A 16,596-nucleotide genomic window follows, 5' to 3' on the forward strand; every position below is an offset into this window, starting at 1 on the left:
CCCTAGCAGGCAACGGCCTTCGCCAGTCACCCCTACTCCGCCTGCCCGTGTTCCTTCAGCCAGTCTTGCATCACCTTGATCTCGGCTTCCTGCGCGGTGATGACCTCCTCGGCCAGCTTGCGGATTTCGGGGTCGTCGCCGTGTTCCAGCACGACCTTGGCCATGTCGATGGCGCCCTGGTGATGCGGGATCATGCCGCGCACGAAATCCACATCGGCATCGCCGGTCGATTCCATCGGCATGTCGGCGTGCATCTTTTCCATCACGGCGCCATAGGCCGTCGCGGCGTCGCCCCCTGCACTGCTATCCCCGTGGTCATGCGCGGCGTCCTGGGCATAGGCCCCGAAGGCCAGGGCGAACAGGATCGGGGACAGGCTGAAGCCCCGGCGGATGGATGCGGTCATCGGTTTCTCCTTCGCGGTTGCCGGGTCAGGCTGGCGCAATGCAGCAGCCAAGAAAAGCCGCCACGCCATCACATCCGCGCTATGCCTCGGGCAGGCGGGCCAGCGTCACCAGCGTGTCGCCATAACGCCGCTGGTCGATGGGGATCAGCGGTGCGGAAACGACGGGCGGGCGGCTTTCCTCCCATACCACCATTGCCCCGGGGGCGATCCAGCCCCCCGCCAGGGCCGAGGCGATGGCGCGTTCCCCCAAGCCCGCCGCGTAAGGCGGATCAAGAAACACCAGCCCATAAGGCCCGGCGCGATTGTCGCCCAGCCGGACCGCGTCGCGCCGCAGCAGATCGGTCGCATTCCCCGCCCGCGCCTTGCTGATGTTGCTGCGGATCAGCGCCTGAGCTTTGGCGCCGTCATCGACAAAGGTGACATGGGCTGCCCCGCGCGACAGGGCCTCCAGCCCAAGCGCCCCGGTGCCCGCGAACAGGTCCAGCACGCGCGCGGCGGGGACGGGGTTGCCATGCGTGCCGTTGACCAGCAGGTTGAAGATCGCCTCGCGCACCCGGTCGGTGGTGGGGCGCAGATGGGCGGCGGAGTCGCCCGTCCCCACCTCGGCCAGCTTCAGGCCGCGCAGGGTGCCGCCGACGATCCTCATCTTTGCGTCCCGCGATTGCAGGGGGTGCTTCGCCCCCCCTGCCTGCCGGAAGCGGCAGGCGTTCGCCGCTGAAAAAGGTCCACTGGACCTTTTCCCGGGTGCGTCTCACACCAGAGGATATTTGTGCACAGAAGATATATCATGCGAGAAGCGCCTTGAGGTCGGGAGCGGTAGAGATCGCGTCGGGATCGGGGCTGCGCCCGGCCTCGATCAGGCGCTTGCCGATCATGTAGGCGCGCGCGTCGTTCAGCGCATCGACGGCGATCAGGCGGCCGTCCCGGAAATACCAGACCGAGCCGCCGTGCTGGCCGTCGCCCGCCCGCGTCACGATCCGGTCGTGGCCGGTCCCCAGGCCGGCGATCTGCAGCTTGGCGTCGAACTGGTCCGACCAGAACCACGGCTTCGGCTGATATGGCTTGTCCGCGCCCAGCATGTTGTCGGCCACCGCCTCGGCCATGTCGATGGCATTGCCGACGCTTTCCAGGCGCAGCTGGTTGTCTTGCCAGGGGAAGCTGGCGCAATCGCCCGCAGCCCAGATCGCCGGGTCCGAGGTCCGGCCCAGGGCGTCGGTGGCGATGCCGTTGTCCAAGGCCAGCCCGGCACTCTGCGCCAGCGCCGTTTCCGGCAGCACGCCGATGCCCGTGACGATCAGGTCGGCGGGAAGCTCGCGCCCATCGTTCAGCGCCACGCCGGTCGCGTGATCGCTGCCAGTGATGCGGGAGATGCCGGTGCCTTCCAGGATCTGCACCCCATGCGCCAGATGCAGGGCGCGGATCATGTCAGCCGTTTCCGCCGCCGCGACCCGGCCCAGGATGCGCGGCGCGGCCTCGATCAGCGTGACGGTCAGATCCAGCTTGCGGGCGACGGCTGCGGCCTCCAGCCCAATATAGCCGCCGCCGATCACGATCAGCCGTCGGCCTGCCCGCATCTGCGGGGCAAGCGCGTCCACGTCGGCCAGGCTGCGGATCGCGTGGACGCTGGGCAGATCGCCTCCCATGGCGGCGGGAAGGCGGCGGGCTGACGCGCCCGTGGTCAGCGCCAGCGCGTCATAGCCGACCTCTTCCTTGTCGGTCGTCACCACGCGGCGGACCGGGTCGATGGCCTGCGCCACCTCGTCCAGCCGCAGGGGGATGTTCTGGTCGTCCCACCATTCCGGGGACCGAAGCATCAGCCGGTCCAGACCCATCTGGCCCAGCAGATAGGCCTTGGAGAGCGGCGGGCGCTGATAGGGGGCGGCGGGCTCGGCGCCGATCACGGTGATCTCGCCGCCATGGCCCTTGGCGCGCAGCCGCGCCGCCATGGACGCCGCCGCCTGCCCTGCCCCCACGATCACGATCTTCATGGCCGTCCCTGCCCGTTGCGGCCCGCTGGCCCGTCACCGGCCCGCACCCTATAGTCGCGGCGAATCCGTTGCAATTCCAAGGAGGACAGGATGACCATCACCGTCGGAGACAAGCTGCCCGAAGGCAAGCTGCTGCGCGTAGGCGCGGGTGGCCCCGAAGCCGTGGATACTGCCGACCTGGCCAAGGGCCGCGTCGCCCTGTTCGGCGTGCCCGGCGCCTTCACCGGCACCTGCACCAATGCCCATATGCCCAGCTTCGTGCGCAATGCCGATGCCTTCCGCGACAAGGGCGTGGACCGGATCGTCTGCATCACCGTGAACGATCCCTTCGTGGCCGATGCCTGGGCCAAGGCCACCGGCGCCGATACCGCCCGGATCGAGGTTCTGGCCGATGCCGATGGCAGCGTGACCCGCGCGCTTGGCCTGAACTTCGACGCGCCCCCCGCCGGCCTGCATGGCCGCTGCAAACGCTTTGCCGCGCTGCTGAAGGATGGCGTCTTCGAAGCGGTCGAGGTCGAGGACAGCCCCGGCCAATGCACCGTCAGCGCGGGCGAGGCGCTGCTGGAAAAGGTCTGAGCGATGCGACCGGCGGGACGCCCGCCGGTCAGCCCCCCTTGCGGAAGGGGGTAAAATCCGCAAGCGCCTCGATTTCCTCTCCCATGGCGTCGCGTTCGCGGTCCAGATAGTCGGCCAGGGCGCGCAGGAAGCCTTCGTCCGCGACCCAGTGCAGGGAATGCGTGGCGACGGGTTCGTATCCCCGCGCCAGCTTGTGTTCGCCCTGCGCGCCTGCCTCGACCCGCGCCAGTCCTCGGGCGATCGCGAAGTCGATGGCCTGGTGATAGCAAAGCTCGAAATGCAGGAAGGGGTGGTCCTCGATGCAGCCCCAGTATCGGCCGTAAAGCGCATCCGGCCCGATGAAGTTCAGCGCCCCGGCGATGGGCCGCCCGTCGCGTTCGGCCAGGACCAGCAGGATGTCGTTGCCCATGGTCTGGTGAAGGCAGTCGAAGAAGGCCCGCGTCAGATAGGGCCGCCCCCATTTGCGGCTGCCGGTATCCTGGTAGAAGGCCCAGAAAGCATCCCAGTGATGCGGCTTCAGGTCATCGCCCGTCAGGTGCCGGATCGTGCCGCCGAAAGCCTGCGCCTTGCTGCGTTCCTTGCGCAGATCCTTGCGCTTGCGCGAGGAGAGCGCCCCCAGGAAATCGTCAAAGCTGCCATAGCCACGGTTCAGCCAGTGGAATTGCTGCGTCACGCGGGGCAGAAAGCCGATGTTCGTTCCGGCCTCGGCCTCGGCTCCCGTGCAGAAGGTGACATGGACGCCCGAGGCGCCAACACGTTCGGCCAGCCGCGTCATCCCGGCCAGCAGCGACTGACGCATGGCAGGATCGCGCGTCAGCAACCGCGCGCCCGTCACCGGGGTAAAGGGCACCGCCGCCTGCAGTTTGGGATAATAGCGCCCGCCCGCACGCGCGTAAGCCTCGGCCCAGGCATGGTCGAAGATGTATTCGCCCTGGCTGTGCGACTTGGCGTAAAGGGGCGCGGCGGCGACAACCTTGCCGCCATCCTCAAGCGTCACATGCAGCGGCTGCCAGCCGGTCCCGCGTCCGACCGAGCCGGACTCCTCCAGCGCCAGAAGGAAGCGGTGCGTCGTGAAGGGGTTGCCGTCGCCAAGCGCATCCCAGGTGTCGGCCGGAATCGCTGCGATGCTGGGATGGGTGGACAGGGTCAGCGCGTTCATGGCTGGCAAGCTAGGGGGTCGGAGCCGGTTTGTCAGCGGCCCCGCCCTCACAATCACGCAGGCGTTTCACCTTTGTCCAAATATCCCGCAAAGGCTTCCGAGCGCCCGGAAAAAGGTCCAGTGGACCTTTTTCAGCGAGGAAGGGGCCGGCAGGCCCGAATGGGGGACACGAAGTCCCCCGCCCCGGTTTCAGCGCGCGGCGTGGTAGCCTTCGAAGGTGATGTTGTCCGCGACACGCCGGGCCAAGGCCTCCTCCTCCGCGCTGCGGATGGTCCAGCACAGGATCGGCACGCCCTGAGCCTTCAGCGCATCGACGCGCGGATTGGCGAGATCCTGCTTGTCATGCGAGATGAAGCAGGCGCCGCTGCGGTCGAAGTCGTTGATCCCGGCCAGATGGCTGCGGGTTTCCTCGGGGATGCCGGGCCAGTCCTGTTCCGCATAACCGCAGGTCGTCAGTCCGACCGGGATATGCGGCGCGATCCGGTGAAAGGCCTCGACCACATGCGGGTTGAAGGACATGACCGCGACCGGGCCGTCATAGCCTTGCAGGACAGCCGCGACCCGTTCGTGCAGGGTGCCGATGTCGGGGCCAAGGCGCATGTCCTGGTCCTTGATCTCGATCAGCAGGGGCACGCGGCCCGCGACCAGATCCAGGAACTGCCGCAGGGTCGGGACCGGCTGGTCGGTGCCCAGCAGCCGCATCCCCGACAGCGCCGCCGGATCAAGACCTGCGATGAAGCCGTCCGCGCCGGTCAGGCGGCGCAGGTCATAGTCGTGGAACACCATCGCCTCGCCATCGCTGGCAGGCTGGATGTCCAGCTCGATCGCATAGCCCGCGTCAATGGCGGCCTGGGCGGCGGCAAGGCTGTTTTCCGGGATGCCGGGGCCGTGCAGGCCCCGGTGCGCCACCGGCATGGTCAGGAAGGCCTGCGGCAGCGTCATCACGCGACCTCGAAGATCGCTTCGACCTCGACCGCGACGCCCAGGGGCAGGGCTGCGGCGGACACGGCGGCGCGGGCATGGCGACCGGCGTCGCCGAAGACCTCGACCATCAGGTCGGAACAGCCGTTGATGACCTTCGGCTGGTCGGCAAAGTCGGGGGTCGAGTTCACGAAGCCGGTCAGCTTGACCACGCGCTTCACGCGGTCCAGATCGCCCACGGCGGCCTTCAGTTGCGCGATCAGCGACAGGCCGCAGCGGCGCGCGGCGGCGGCGCCATCCTCGACCGACATGCCGTCGCCCAGGCGGCCCTTGATCAGGCCGTTGTCGTCCTGGCTGATCTGGCCCGACACGAAGACCAGGTTTCCGGCCTGCACGAAGGGCACATAGTTCGCCGCAGGCGCGGGCGCCGCGGGAAGGGTGATGCCCTTCTGGGCCAGGGTGGCTTCGATGCTCATGCTGTTCTCCTGTGATTTGGACCGGACCCTAGCGTGCCATCCGTCACGCGACCAGAGCTTCGGCGCGCTGCAGATCCACGCTGACCAGTTGGCTCACACCCTGTTCCACCATGGTGACGCCGAACAGCCGGTCCATGCGCGACATGGTGACGGCGTGGTGGGTGATGATCAGGAAGCGTGTGTCGGTGCGCCGCGTCATCTCGTCCAGCAGGTCGCAGAAGCGGCTGACATTGGCGTCGTCCAGCGGCGCGTCCACCTCGTCCAGAACGCAGATCGGGGCGGGGTTGGCCAGGAAGACGGCAAAGATCAGCGCCATGGCGGTCAGGGTCTGCTCGCCCCCCGACAGCAGCGACAGGGTGGAGAGCTTCTTGCCCGGCGGCTGGCACATGATTTCCAGCCCCGCGTCCAGCGGATCGTCGGATTCGACCAGAACCAGCCGCGCCTCGCCCCCGCCGAACAGCGTGGTGAACAGGGTGGCGAAATTGGCGTTCACCGTGTCGAAGGCCGCCAGCAGCCGTTCGCGCCCTTCGCGGTTCAGGCTGGTGATGCCCGCGCGCAACTTGCGGATCGCTTCCTCAAGGTCGGTCTTTTCGGCGGCAAGTCGGTCGCGCTCGGCCTCGATCTCGCGCTTGTCCTCGTCGGCGCGCAGGTTGACGGCGCCAAGCCCGTCGCGCTGCGTGCGCAGCCGGGCGATCTGATCCTCCAGCGCGGCGGCGGGCGCATCGGGCGGCCGGTCCCCCAGCGAGGCCAGCAGCGCCTGCGGCGTCGTTTCGGTTTCCTCAAGGATGCGCGCGCGGGCGGCGGCCTCTCCGTCGCGGGCGGCCTCGGCGCGGGCCTCGCGCGTGGCGCGGGTTTCGCGGGCCTCGGATGCCGCACGCTCGGCCTCGCGCTCGGCATGGGCGGCGCTGCGGGCGGCATCCTCGGCCACCGCCAGCGCATCGCGGGCCGCAGCCAGGCGTTCCCCGGCATCCGCCTCGCGGTCGCGCAAGCTGGCGCGGCGGTCGGCCAGCAAGGCGGGCTGCGCTTGCGCCTCGGCCAGTTCGGCACTGGCGGCATCGCGGCGGGCGGTCAGTTCGGACGCGCGCGTGCCCGCCTGCTGCAGGCGCAGCTTCCAGCCGGATTCCTCCTTGGCGATTTCCTGCAACCGCTTCGTCCGCGCATTGGCCTCGCGCTTCAGCTCATCCAAGGCGGCGCGGCGGGTCATGGTGGCGATGCGCGCGGCCTCGACGCCGGTGCGGGCATGGTCCAGCGCCATGGCGGCGTCGGCCCTGTCTGGCAGTTCGGCCAACGCCGCTTCGGCCTGCGCCAAGCGGCCCCGCGCATCCCCCGCATCGGCCTGATGCCGCGCCAGTTCCCCGGCAGCCGATTCGGCGCGGCTGCGGGCCATCGACAGGTCGGATTCGGCCCGCGTCAGGGCACGCGCTGTATCGGACAACTGCCGTTCCGCATCGCGCCGGGCGTCGCGGGCGGATTTCTCAGTCGCCGTGGCATCCGACAGGGCGGCGCGTGCCTCGTCGTGGCGTTCGATGGCGACAGCGGCCCTGGCTTCTGCCTCGGCGGTCTGGTCGGCCAGTTCGGCCAACTGGTTCACCTTCTGCAGGTGCAGGGCGGCGGCCGAGGACGCCTCTCCCGCCACCACCCGCATCCCGTCCCAGCGGAACAGATCGCCCGCAGGCGTGACCAGCCGCTGGCCGGGCTTCAAGGCGGCCTGCATCGCGGTCCCTGCCACCGCATCAGGGACCAGCCCGACCTGCGACAGCCTGCGCGCCAAGGCGGCGGGGCCATCGACATAAGGGGCCAGAGGTGCCACACCATCGGGCAAGGGCTGCGGATCGTCCCAGCCAGCCAGCAGATGCCAGCCGCTTTCGCCCTCCCCTGCCAGTCCCGCGCGCAGGTCGTCGCCAAAGGCCACGCCAAAGGCAACCTCATGGCCCTTGGCCACCGTCACTTGGTCCAGGATCGCCTTGCCCCCGGACCCGCCGCGTTCCACCAGCCGACGCAGGGCGGCCATCTCGGCGGTCAGCGCGCCAAGCTCGCCCTCGGCCTCGGCGCGCGCGATGCGGGTTCCGGTCTCGGCGGCTTCGGCCTCGGCGCGGGCGGATTCGGTTGCGGCCAGCGCCTCCTCGGCGGCCTCGGCCCGCTCGGCGGCGGCCTCCTGCGCCTGCTCGGCTGCGGCAAGCGCGCCTTCGGCGGATGCTCCCGCCTCGGCGGCACGGTCAACGGCGTCCTGCGCCTGGGCCGCCGCGCGTTCCGATCGGTCCAGCATCGCGCGCAGGTCTGCCACCAGCCGTTCTGCCGACTGGTGCCGCGCCGCCAGCCGAGCCGCCTCGTCCGTCAGTTCCGCCAGCCGCGCCTCGACCTCGCGCAGCGCCTCGGCAGCCTCATCGGCAGCCTCGGCGGCAGCGTCCAGCCGCGCGTCATGCCCCTGCCCGGCCTTGTCCAGTTCAGCCTTTTCCCAGGCCAGCCGCTCGACCACCTCTCCGGCGTCACGGTTCAGCGCCTCCTCGCGGTCAATGTCGCGGGCAAGCTGGCTGATGCGCGCCTGCAGGTCGGCGATGGCCTGGGCCGCGCGGGCATCGGCCTCGTCCAGGGCCTCTCGCTCGACCACGATGCGCGACAGGATGGCGGCGGCGACCTGCTCCTCCTCGCGCAACGGGGGCAGCGCGCCATCCGTGGCCTCTCGCCGGTCGGACGCCTCGCGGGACGCGGCTTCGGCAGCATGGGCATCGCGGATCGCGCCGGCCAGCGCCTCGGCTGCGGCCAGCCGCGCGGCCTCGGCCTCGGACCAGCGGCGATAGAGCAGCGCGCCCTCGGCCAGCCGCAGCGCCGCGCCGATCTCTCGGTATCGCGCGGCGGCGCGGGCCTGCCGGGCCAGGCTGACCGCCTGCGTGGACAACTGGTCCAGCGTGTCCTCGACCCGCGTCAGGTTCGTCTCGGCCGCGTTCAGCTTCAGCTCGGCCTCGTGCCGCCGCTGATAAAGCCCGCTGATCCCCGCCGCTTCCTCCAGGATCCGGCGGCGCGACCGCGGCTTGGCGCTGATCAGTTCGCTGATCTGGCCCTGCCGCACCAGCGCCGGGCTGTGCGCCCCGGTCGAGGCATCGGCGAACAGCATCTGCACGTCGCGCGCCCGCACGTCCTTGCCGCCGATCTTGTAGGCGGACCCTGCGTCCCGTGTAATCCGGCGCACGATGTCGAACTGGTCGTCATCGTTGAAGCCCGCAGGCGCCAGCCGGTCGCGGTTGTCCACGGTCAGCACCACCTCGGCATGGGCGCGGGCGGACCGGCGGGCGGTGCCCGCGAAGATCACGTCCTCCATCCCCTCGCCGCGCATGGCGGTGGGGCGGTTCTCGCCCATCACCCAGCGCAGCGCCTCCAGCAGGTTCGACTTGCCGCAGCCGTTCGGGCCGACCACGCCGGTCAGCCCCTCGCGGATGACCAGGTCGGTCGGGTCCACGAAGCTTTTGAAGCCGTTCAGTCGCAGCCGGTCGAAGCGCAAGCGGGGTTCCTTTTTGTTCCTGCGTGGATTGTCCCATCGCCGGGCGGCAAGTCAACCATCCGGCCCCATATCTGGAATACTGCAAGGCATTTTCTACAAGATCGGCATGGTTGGCCGCCGGATTTCCGCTACCATTGCGCCATGATCGTCGCCCTGTCCCTGATTCTGGCCTTCGAGCTTGTCGGAGAGATCCTGTCCCGCGTGGGGAACCTGCCCCTGCCCGGCCCGGTCGTGGGGCTATGCCTGCTGGTCGCGTCCTGCGTGCTGCGGCCTGCCCTGGCCGACCGGTTGCGTCCGACCGCCCAGGGCCTGCTGGCGAACCTGTCCCTGTTCTTCGTGCCTGCGGGCGTGGGCATCGTGTCGCACTGGCCCACCCTGCGCGACCAGGGCATCGGCCTGGCGGTGGCGATCCTGGGGTCAACCGTGCTGGCCATCGCGGCGGGCGCCCTGGCCTTCCAGGCCGTGGCCCGCTGGACCGGATCGGTCGATCCATCCGACCTGAAAGGGGACGGCGAATGACCAGACCGGCGCTGATCTGGTCCTATCTGGCGCAAGGGCCGCTGCTGTGGCTGACCGCGACGCTGGTGGCCTATGTGATCGGAGACGCCCTGTTCCGCGCCGCGGGACGGCAAAGCTGGGCCAACCCGGTGCTGATCGCGGTGATCCTGCTGGCGGTGCTGCTGGGCCTCACGGGCACTGATTATCCGACATATTTCGAGGGGGCGCAGTTCGTCCACTTCATGCTTGGCCCCGCGACGGTCTGCCTGGCGCTGCCCTTGTACGACAACCTGCCTCGCGTCCGCCGCGCTTTGTGGCCAATGCTGGCGGGGCTGTTCGTAGGGTCCGGGATGGCGATCGTCTCGGCCCTGCTGATCGCGCGGGCGTTCGGGATTTCGGGCCCGGTGCTGGCGTCCCTCGCGCCGAAATCGACCACGGCGCCCGTGGCCATCGGCATCGCCGAACGGATCGGCGGCCAGCCGACGCTGACGGCGGCCCTGGTGCTGCTGACGGGGATCTTCGGGGCGATTGTCGTGACGCCGCTGCTGAACGCGCTTCGGGTGAGGGACTGGCGCGCGAGGGGCTTTGCCGTGGGGGTCGCCGCGCATGGGATCGGGACGGCGAGGGCGTTCCAGGTGAACCAGACGGCAGGGGCGTTCTCGGGGATCGGGATGGGGATGAACGCGGTCTTGACGGCGGTGATCGCGCCGATGGCGATGCGGCTGTTCGGAGGGTGAGGCGTCCGCGCAACGGCTGCGGGCGTTGCATGGCGCAACAGTCGTGGGCGGAGAGAGAAAGGGCCAGCAAATGCTGGGGTTTTGGCTGTGCCGAGCGTGCACCGGGGAGGCACAGGGCGTACACAGGGTGTGCACCGATTTTACTCGAACCGTTGGTATGTTGGGGGCTGCTACACTTTACCTTTCTGATTACCTGGAATGGAGAACACAGTTGAAACGAGACGACGATTTTATTCGCAGCCTGCTTTTCGAAGCTGAGGAAAGCCGCCAGCCATTTCTTCTTGCGCCCTTACACATGAACCCCTCTGAAGAAGAACTGAAGCGGCATATGCATGCCAAGTGGCTTACTGACGCAGGTTTTTTCACGAGGTGAATAAAGACGTATTCCGCATCACCAACCAAGGCCACGACTATCTGGCGTCGATCAAAGATGAAGGAATCTGGCGCAAGACCAAGGCCTCCGCGGCAAGCGTCGGGGGAGTTGGTTTAGGAGTCATGAAGGACATTGCAGTAGCCTACGTAAAGCAAGAATTGTCTGCCAAGCTTGGAATCCAAATTTAACGTGGCTGCGGCAAAACTTGTCTCACGCGCAGGCCCTGCAATCCAAGGAAGCCATCAAGCGTTCACATGCGGGACGCCGCTTTGGCGAAGCGGCATCATTTTCCCCCCGGCCGAAACGCCTTCACCTTCCGCTCATCCGTCTCCACCCGCGCCGCGCCGATCAGGTCCAGGCAATAGGGCACCGCCGCGAAGACCGCGTTCAGGCATGTCGCAATCGCCCCCGGCTTTCCCGGTAGCGTGATGATCAGCGTCTCGTTCCGGATCACCGCCGTCTGGCGGGACAGGATGGCGGTCGGAACCTCGGCCATCGAGGCGCGGCGCATTTCCTCTCCGAAGCCGGGCAGTTCCTTGTCGGCCACGTCCATCAGCGCCTCGGGCGTCTGGTCGCGCGGCGCGGGGCCGGTGCCGCCGGTGACCAGGATCAGGTCGGCGCCGCCTTCGACCAGTTCGCGCAGCTTCATGGAGACGTTCTCGCGGCCGTCGGGGATGATCACGCGGGTGATCTCCATGGGCGAAGTCACCACATCGCGCAGCCAGGCCTCGGCGCCGGGGCCGCCCTTGTCCTCGTATTCCCCGCGCGAGGCGCGGTCGCTGACGGTGACGATGCTGATGCGGGCGGGGCGGTCGGTCATGGGGCGGGCCTTTCGATGGTCCGCGACACTGTGGAACGGGCCGGGCCAAAAGAAAAGGCCGCGGGGATGCCGCGGCCTTGTCGGTCGTCACGGGGGCGGCTTACTTCGCCCGTGCGTTCCGGTTCGCGACCAGCTTCAGGCGCAGCGCGTTGAGCCGGATGAAGCCCGCCGCGTCCTTCTGGTCATAGGCGCCCGCGTCATCCTCGAAGGTCACATGGGCTTCGGAATAGAGCGACTGGTCCGACCAGCGGCCGACGCAGGTGGCAAGGCCCTTGTAGAGCTTCAGCCGCACCGTGCCCGAGACATGCTCCTGCGACTTGTCGATCAGGGCCTGCAGCATCTCGCGTTCCGGGCTGAACCAGAAGCCGTTGTAGATGAGTTCCGCATAGCGCGGCATCAGGCTGTCCTTCAGATGCCCGGACCCGCTGTCCAGCGTGATCTGCTCGATCCCGCGATGGGCTTCCAGCAGGATGGTGCCGCCGGGGGTTTCATAGATGCCGCGCGACTTCATGCCGACGAAGCGGTTTTCCACGAAGTCCAGGCGGCCGATGCCGTGCTTGCCGCCAAGCTCGTTCAGGCGGGTCAGGATCGTGGCGGGCGACAGCGCCTCGCCGTTGATCGCCACCGCGTCGCCGCGCTCGAAGGTCACTTCGATGAATTCGGGCTGATCCGGCGCATCTTCGGGGTTCACGGTGCGCTGATAGACGTAATCGGGCGCGGGTTCGGCGGGGTTTTCCAGCGCCTTGCCTTCGCTGCTGGTGTGCAGCAGGTTCGCGTCCACGCTGAAGGGCGCCTCGCCCCGCTTGTCCTTGGCGATGGGGATCTGGTTCTGTTCGGCGAATTCGATCAGCTTGGTGCGGCTGGTCAGATCCCAGAGCCGCCAGGGCGCGATGACCTTGATCGAGGGGTCGAGCGCATAGGCCGACAGTTCGAACCGCACCTGGTCGTTGCCCTTGCCGGTCGCGCCATGGGCCACCGCGTCGGCCCCGTGCTGGTGCGCGAGTTCCACCAGACGCTTCGAGATCAGCGGGCGCGCGATGGAGGTGCCCAGCAGATAGAGCCCCTCGTAGACCGCATTGGCGCGGAACATCGGGAAGACGAAGTCGCGCACGAATTCCTCGCGCAGATCCTCGATGTGGATGTTCTCGGGCGCGATGCCCAGCAACTCGGCCTTCTTGCGCGCCGGTTCCAGCTCCTCGCCCTGGCCCAGGTCGGCGGTGAAGGTGATGACCTCGCAGCCGTACTCAGACTGCAGCCATTTCAGGATGATCGAGGTGTCGAGCCCGCCCGAATAGGCAAGGACGACTTTTTTCGGCGCGTCAGACATGCGGTTAACCCTTCGGCAAAGTTTCCGGGGCAATAAGGCAGAAGGCGCGTTGTCACAAGGGCCGGAGGGAGGATAGGATGGTGTTGCTGGTCAGGCGTATTTGATGCAGGCATTCGCTGTTTGCCGCCATGCTGATCCTGGGGACAGCCCTGGCAGGTGCGGCCGTCGGTGCGCCCAATCCCCTCCACGCATGCACAAGCTTGACGTGCCACGCCTTGTCCAAAGGGCGGCCATGAACGTGCTTTGGTAGTTGTCCCTGTTGTCCGGGCTGTCCGTCTTGATACTCGGGGGCCATTACGTCGAAGGCCGCCTCCTGCGCTGAGGCTGCGTCCCCTTGCCAAATGCCCGCTTTCGCGTCATGCGCTGGCGCATGGAAAACTCCACGCCCCCCTTTGCCGCCCTTGTCCGCAACGCCGAAGCCGCGATCCGCGACCTGTTCGAGCCGACGCCCTTGCAGCGCAACGACCACCTGTCGGCCAGGTTCGGCGCCGAGATCTGGCTCAAGCGCGAGGATCTGACCCCCGTGCGCAGCTACAAGCTGCGGGGCGCCTTCAACGCCATGCGCAAGCGGGTGACGCCCGGACAGGCGACGAACGCGCATTTCGTCTGCGCCAGCGCGGGCAACCATGCGCAGGGCGTGGCCTATGCCTGCCGCCATTTCGGCGCGCGCGGCACGATCTTCATGCCGGTGACGACGCCCAAGCAGAAGATCGACAAGACCAAGGTCTTCGGCGGTGATGCCATCGAGATCGTGCTGACGGGCGACTATTTCGACCAGACGCTGGCGGCGTCCCAGGCCTTCGCGGCCGAGCATGGCGCGCAGTTCCTGGCGCCCTTCGATTCGGCCGACGTGATCGAGGGCCAGGCGACCGTGGCGCTGGAGATGCTGGAGCAGCTTGGCGGCGCGCCGGATCTGGTGGTACTGCCGGTGGGCGGCGGCGGACTGGCCGCCGGGGTGACGCGCTATCTCGCAGAAGCGGCGCCCGATGTGGCTTTTGCCTTTGCCGAGCCGCTGGGCGGGGCCAGCCTGCAGGCCGCGCTTCAGCAGGGCGCGCCGGTGGCGCTGCCCGCGGTGGACAACTTCGTCGATGGCGCCGCCGTCGCCCGGATCGGCGCCCTACCCTTCGAGGCGCTGCGCCGCTTCTCGCCCGCAGACGTGCATCTGGCGCCCGAGGACCGCATCTGCATCACCATGCTGCAGATGCTGAACCACGAGGGCGTGGTGCTGGAACCCGCGGGCGCCCTTGCCATCGACGTGCTGGAAGACCTGGGCGACCTGGAAGGCAAGCGCGTGGTCTGCGTCTGTTCGGGCGGGAACTTCGACTTCGAGCGCCTGCCCGAGGTCAAGGAACGCGCGCAGCGCTTTGCGGGCGTGAAGAAGTATTTCGTCCTGCGCCTGCCGCAGCGTCCCGGCGCCCTGCGCGATTTCCTGGAGCTTCTGGGCCCCGACGACGACGTGGCGCGGTTCGAATACCTCAAGAAATCGGCGCGCAACTTCGGCTCGATCCTGATCGGCATCGAAACCTCGGCACCGCAGAACCTGACCGCGCTGAAGGCGCGGCTGGACGGGGCGGGCTTCGTCTATCGCGACATCACCAACGACGAAATCCTGTCCGAACTGCTGGTCTGAGTTTTCGCGTTTACCGCGCCTTTACTGCCAGGGGGTTATCACCTTGGCATGAAACGCGCGAATCGACAGCCCCCTCCTTCCCTGAAACAGGCCGCGACGCGGCTGGTGCGCCGCGTCCTGATCGTCAGTCCCAATGCCGCGCAACGCCGCATCTTCGCCATCCAGCTAAAGCGCGCCCATTACGAGGTGCTTGAGGCAGGCTCGGTCCAGGAGGCGCTGCAGCTGTGCCAGAAAGCCGAGCCGGATATCGTTCTGTCGGACTGGGCCCTGCCGGGCGAGACCGGGCTGGATCTGTGCCGCGCCTTCCGGGCAAGCCAACGCAGCAACTATGGTTATTTCGTGCTGCTGACCTCGGCCCGCGACGCGGAGGACATTTCGCGGGGGCTGGAGGCCGGGGCGGACGATTTCCTGACCAAGCCCGTGACGCAGGGGGAACTGCTGGCGCGCCTGGCCGCGGGCGAACGCATCCTGCGGGTCGAGGAGGATCTGCGGTCCAGCAACGAACAGCTTCGGGCGGCGCTCGACCGGCTGCGCGAAACCCAGGCCGCCATCGACCGCGACCTGCGCGAGGCGCGCAAGCTGCAGCAGGGGCTGGTCAAGGAACGCTCGGGCCGGTTCGGCCCGATCCAGCTGTCGCTGCTTCTGCGCCCGGCGGGCCATATCGGCGGCGATCTGGTGGGCTTTTTCCCGATCGGCGATGACCGGGTGGGCATCTATGCGCTGGACGTGTCGGGCCATGGCGTCACCGCCGCGCTGCTGACGGCGCAGCTGTCGGTGCATCTGTCGGGATCGGCCGACCAGAACGTGGCCCTGCGCGCGGCCCAGACGGGGACCGATGCGGTCAGCCCGGCGGCGCTGGCGCATTTCTTCAACAACATGATGCTGGAGGAGATGGCGACCGACACCTATTACACGATGATCTATGCCGAGTTGAACCATGTCTCGGGCCGGCTGCGCATGGTGCAGGCGGGCCATCCCCATCCGGTGCTGCAGTGCGCCGACGGCTCGGTCCGGCCGCTGGGCAATGGCGGGATGCCGATCGGCGTCTTCGAGAAGCCGGTTTTTGATGAGATCGACCTGGTGATGAAGCCGGGCGACCGGCTGCTGATCTGTTCGGACGGCATCACCGAGGCGACGAACCCCGCTGGCCGCCTTCTGGGCGATGACGGGGTCGAGGCGATCCTGCGCACCAACGCCTTCCTGGGGGGCCATGTGTTCCTGGAATCCATGGCCTGGTCGGTATCGGAATATTGCCGGGGCGAACGGCAGGACGACATGTCCGCTGTGCTGATCGAATACCTGGCCCCGGCCGAGATGGTGCCCCTGCCGGGGCGCTAGATGGAGAGGATGTTCTGCCTTTGCGTCAGGGCGGAACGCATTCATCATAATGCCGCCGCATGGCTGGCGAAGGCTATCGCCTTGGCCGCCGCGCGACATGTCGAACTGAACCGCCGGGCCTTCAGGGCCCGGCCGGCGCCCGTCCCGCCCCCAGGCGGGCGCCGGCCTTGTGTGGTCATGGGACGGCACCGTCTCTGGTTGTGATGGCGCGTAGCGGGCGGGGGAAACGCAGTGCGTTTCCTGTTCCCGCCCGATCAGGGAAGCGGCACATAGCCCTATGGCTGCTGAACCCCGATCCGCCTAGACCAGCGCCCGGAACCGCGCCAGAAAAGCCCGCGCGCCGGGGTCGGCCAGCAGGTCCATCGCCGCAGGCGGGCTGGCCCAATGGGCGCTGTGATGCGGCTCGGTCGGGTCGGAGAGGCGGCGGACCGGGCGGGCGATCCAGACATGGCACAGCTTTTCGGCCCACCGGCCGTATTCCGGCATGAAGGCAAAGCGGCGATAGGCGCCGAGGTGGCGGGCATTGCCGATGGTCCAGCCGGTTTCCTCGAAGACCTCGCGGTGCAGGGCGCGAAGGCCGCTCTCGCCCGCGTCGATGCCGCCGCCGGGAAGCTGGTATTCCGGGTCCGGTTCGGACTGGTGGGTCAGCAGCAGCCGCCCGTCGCGCACCAGCAGGGCATAGGCTCCCGGCCGCAGGTGGTGGCGCTGTCCCGGCTTCGGGGGATTGCCGTATCGGCGGATCATGGGGCCTCCGGTGCTTCGGCTGGCATCCTTAGGGCGGATCGGCAATCCTCACAATGCTGCCCGTCTGGCGAAGGGCATCGCCTTCGCCACGTGGCGCAATCGCAATCCA

At 68.2% G+C, this 16,596-nt stretch carries 17 protein-coding genes; 7 read left to right on the forward strand and 10 right to left on the reverse strand.

Annotated elements, in window-relative coordinates:
- Positions 1–32: 32 nt before the first annotated feature.
- The 3 genes from AAIL68_RS09205 to AAIL68_RS09215 form a co-directional block, all read right to left on the reverse strand.
- Positions 33–404 (reverse strand): DUF305 domain-containing protein, encoded by a 372-nt coding sequence (locus AAIL68_RS09205; protein ID WP_347139481.1) that lies wholly within the window; start codon positions 402–404, stop codon positions 33–35.
- Positions 405–483: 79 nt separating this feature from the next.
- Positions 484–1,071, reverse strand: a complete 588-nt coding sequence (gene rsmD, locus AAIL68_RS09210; protein ID WP_347139536.1) for a 16S rRNA (guanine(966)-N(2))-methyltransferase RsmD — start codon at positions 1,069–1,071, stop codon at positions 484–486.
- A gap of 118 nt (positions 1,072–1,189) precedes the next feature.
- Positions 1,190–2,392 carry an FAD-dependent oxidoreductase gene (locus AAIL68_RS09215; protein WP_347139482.1) on the reverse strand — a complete coding sequence of 401 codons (1,203 nt, stop codon included), beginning with the start codon at positions 2,390–2,392 and terminating at the stop codon, positions 1,190–1,192.
- Positions 2,393–2,482: 90 nt separating this feature from the next.
- Between AAIL68_RS09215 and AAIL68_RS09220 the strand changes: the two genes are divergently transcribed.
- Positions 2,483–2,968: a peroxiredoxin gene (locus AAIL68_RS09220; RefSeq protein WP_347139483.1), complete on the forward strand. Its 486-nt coding sequence runs from the start codon at positions 2,483–2,485 to the stop codon at positions 2,966–2,968.
- A gap of 28 nt (positions 2,969–2,996) precedes the next feature.
- Here the strand turns inward: AAIL68_RS09220 and AAIL68_RS09225 are convergent, their stop codons facing one another.
- The 4 genes from AAIL68_RS09225 to AAIL68_RS09240 all read right to left on the reverse strand — a co-directional run bounded on the left by AAIL68_RS09225 (position 2,997) and on the right by AAIL68_RS09240 (position 9,020).
- Positions 2,997–4,127 carry a GNAT family N-acetyltransferase gene (locus tag AAIL68_RS09225; protein ID WP_347139484.1) on the reverse strand — a complete coding sequence of 377 codons (1,131 nt, stop codon included), beginning with the start codon at positions 4,125–4,127 and terminating at the stop codon, positions 2,997–2,999.
- 189 nt (positions 4,128–4,316) lie between these two features.
- Positions 4,317–5,069 carry a glycerophosphodiester phosphodiesterase family protein gene (locus AAIL68_RS09230; RefSeq protein ID WP_347139485.1) on the reverse strand — a complete coding sequence of 251 codons (753 nt, stop codon included), beginning with the start codon at positions 5,067–5,069 and terminating at the stop codon, positions 4,317–4,319.
- Positions 5,069–5,524: a RidA family protein gene (locus tag AAIL68_RS09235; protein ID WP_347139486.1), complete on the reverse strand. Its 456-nt coding sequence runs from the start codon at positions 5,522–5,524 to the stop codon at positions 5,069–5,071. The genes AAIL68_RS09230 and AAIL68_RS09235 overlap by 1 nt, the downstream gene beginning before the upstream one ends.
- 43 nt (positions 5,525–5,567) lie before the next feature.
- Entirely contained in the window at positions 5,568–9,020 is a 3,453-nt protein-coding gene (locus AAIL68_RS09240; RefSeq protein WP_347139487.1) for an AAA family ATPase, read from the reverse strand.
- A 141-nt stretch (positions 9,021–9,161) separates the two neighbouring features.
- On the opposite strand from AAIL68_RS09240, the gene AAIL68_RS09245 reads away from it, so the two are divergent.
- From AAIL68_RS09245 to AAIL68_RS09260, 4 genes are all read left to right on the forward strand, one after another.
- The gene (locus AAIL68_RS09245; RefSeq protein ID WP_347139488.1) at positions 9,162–9,539 is read left to right on the forward strand and encodes a CidA/LrgA family protein; all 378 of its coding nucleotides are present in this window, start codon (positions 9,162–9,164) and stop codon (positions 9,537–9,539) included.
- Positions 9,536–10,255 (forward strand): LrgB family protein, encoded by a 720-nt coding sequence (locus AAIL68_RS09250; RefSeq protein WP_347139489.1) that lies wholly within the window; start codon positions 9,536–9,538, stop codon positions 10,253–10,255. Before AAIL68_RS09245 ends, AAIL68_RS09250 begins: the two co-directional genes overlap by 4 nt.
- A gap of 211 nt (positions 10,256–10,466) precedes the next feature.
- Positions 10,467–10,628 carry a hypothetical protein gene (locus tag AAIL68_RS09255; RefSeq protein ID WP_347139490.1) on the forward strand — a complete coding sequence of 54 codons (162 nt, stop codon included), beginning with the start codon at positions 10,467–10,469 and terminating at the stop codon, positions 10,626–10,628.
- The gene (locus tag AAIL68_RS09260) at positions 10,625–10,816 is read left to right on the forward strand and encodes a DUF2513 domain-containing protein (RefSeq protein WP_347139491.1); all 192 of its coding nucleotides are present in this window, start codon (positions 10,625–10,627) and stop codon (positions 10,814–10,816) included. The genes AAIL68_RS09255 and AAIL68_RS09260 overlap by 4 nt, the downstream gene beginning before the upstream one ends.
- A 95-nt stretch (positions 10,817–10,911) precedes the next feature.
- On the opposite strand, the gene mog is transcribed toward AAIL68_RS09260, so the two are convergent.
- Complete coding sequence (mog, locus tag AAIL68_RS09265; protein ID WP_347139492.1) at positions 10,912–11,448, reverse strand: molybdopterin adenylyltransferase; 537 nt, start codon at positions 11,446–11,448, stop codon at positions 10,912–10,914.
- Positions 11,449–11,548: 100 nt separating this feature from the next.
- The gene (locus AAIL68_RS09270) at positions 11,549–12,775 is read right to left on the reverse strand and encodes an argininosuccinate synthase (protein ID WP_347139493.1); all 1,227 of its coding nucleotides are present in this window, start codon (positions 12,773–12,775) and stop codon (positions 11,549–11,551) included.
- A 370-nt stretch (positions 12,776–13,145) separates the two neighbouring features.
- Between AAIL68_RS09270 and ilvA the strand changes: the two genes are divergently transcribed.
- Both ilvA and AAIL68_RS09280 read left to right on the forward strand, forming a co-directional pair.
- Positions 13,146–14,405, forward strand: coding sequence for a threonine ammonia-lyase IlvA (gene ilvA / locus AAIL68_RS09275; RefSeq protein ID WP_347139494.1), 1,260 nt, complete (start codon positions 13,146–13,148; stop codon positions 14,403–14,405).
- A 48-nt stretch (positions 14,406–14,453) separates the two neighbouring features.
- Positions 14,454–15,743 (forward strand): fused response regulator/phosphatase, encoded by a 1,290-nt coding sequence (locus AAIL68_RS09280; RefSeq protein WP_347139495.1) that lies wholly within the window; start codon positions 14,454–14,456, stop codon positions 15,741–15,743.
- Positions 15,744–16,043: 300 nt separating this feature from the next.
- Here AAIL68_RS09280 and AAIL68_RS09285 read toward each other — a convergent pair whose 3' ends face one another.
- Entirely contained in the window at positions 16,044–16,487 is a 444-nt protein-coding gene (locus tag AAIL68_RS09285; protein WP_347139496.1) for an NUDIX hydrolase, read from the reverse strand.
- Between the last annotated feature and the right edge of the window lie 109 nt (positions 16,488–16,596).

Origin of the sequence: Paracoccus sp. SSK6 (assembly GCF_039770665.1) — a bacterium.
Taxonomy (GTDB): domain Bacteria; phylum Pseudomonadota; class Alphaproteobacteria; order Rhodobacterales; family Rhodobacteraceae; genus Paracoccus.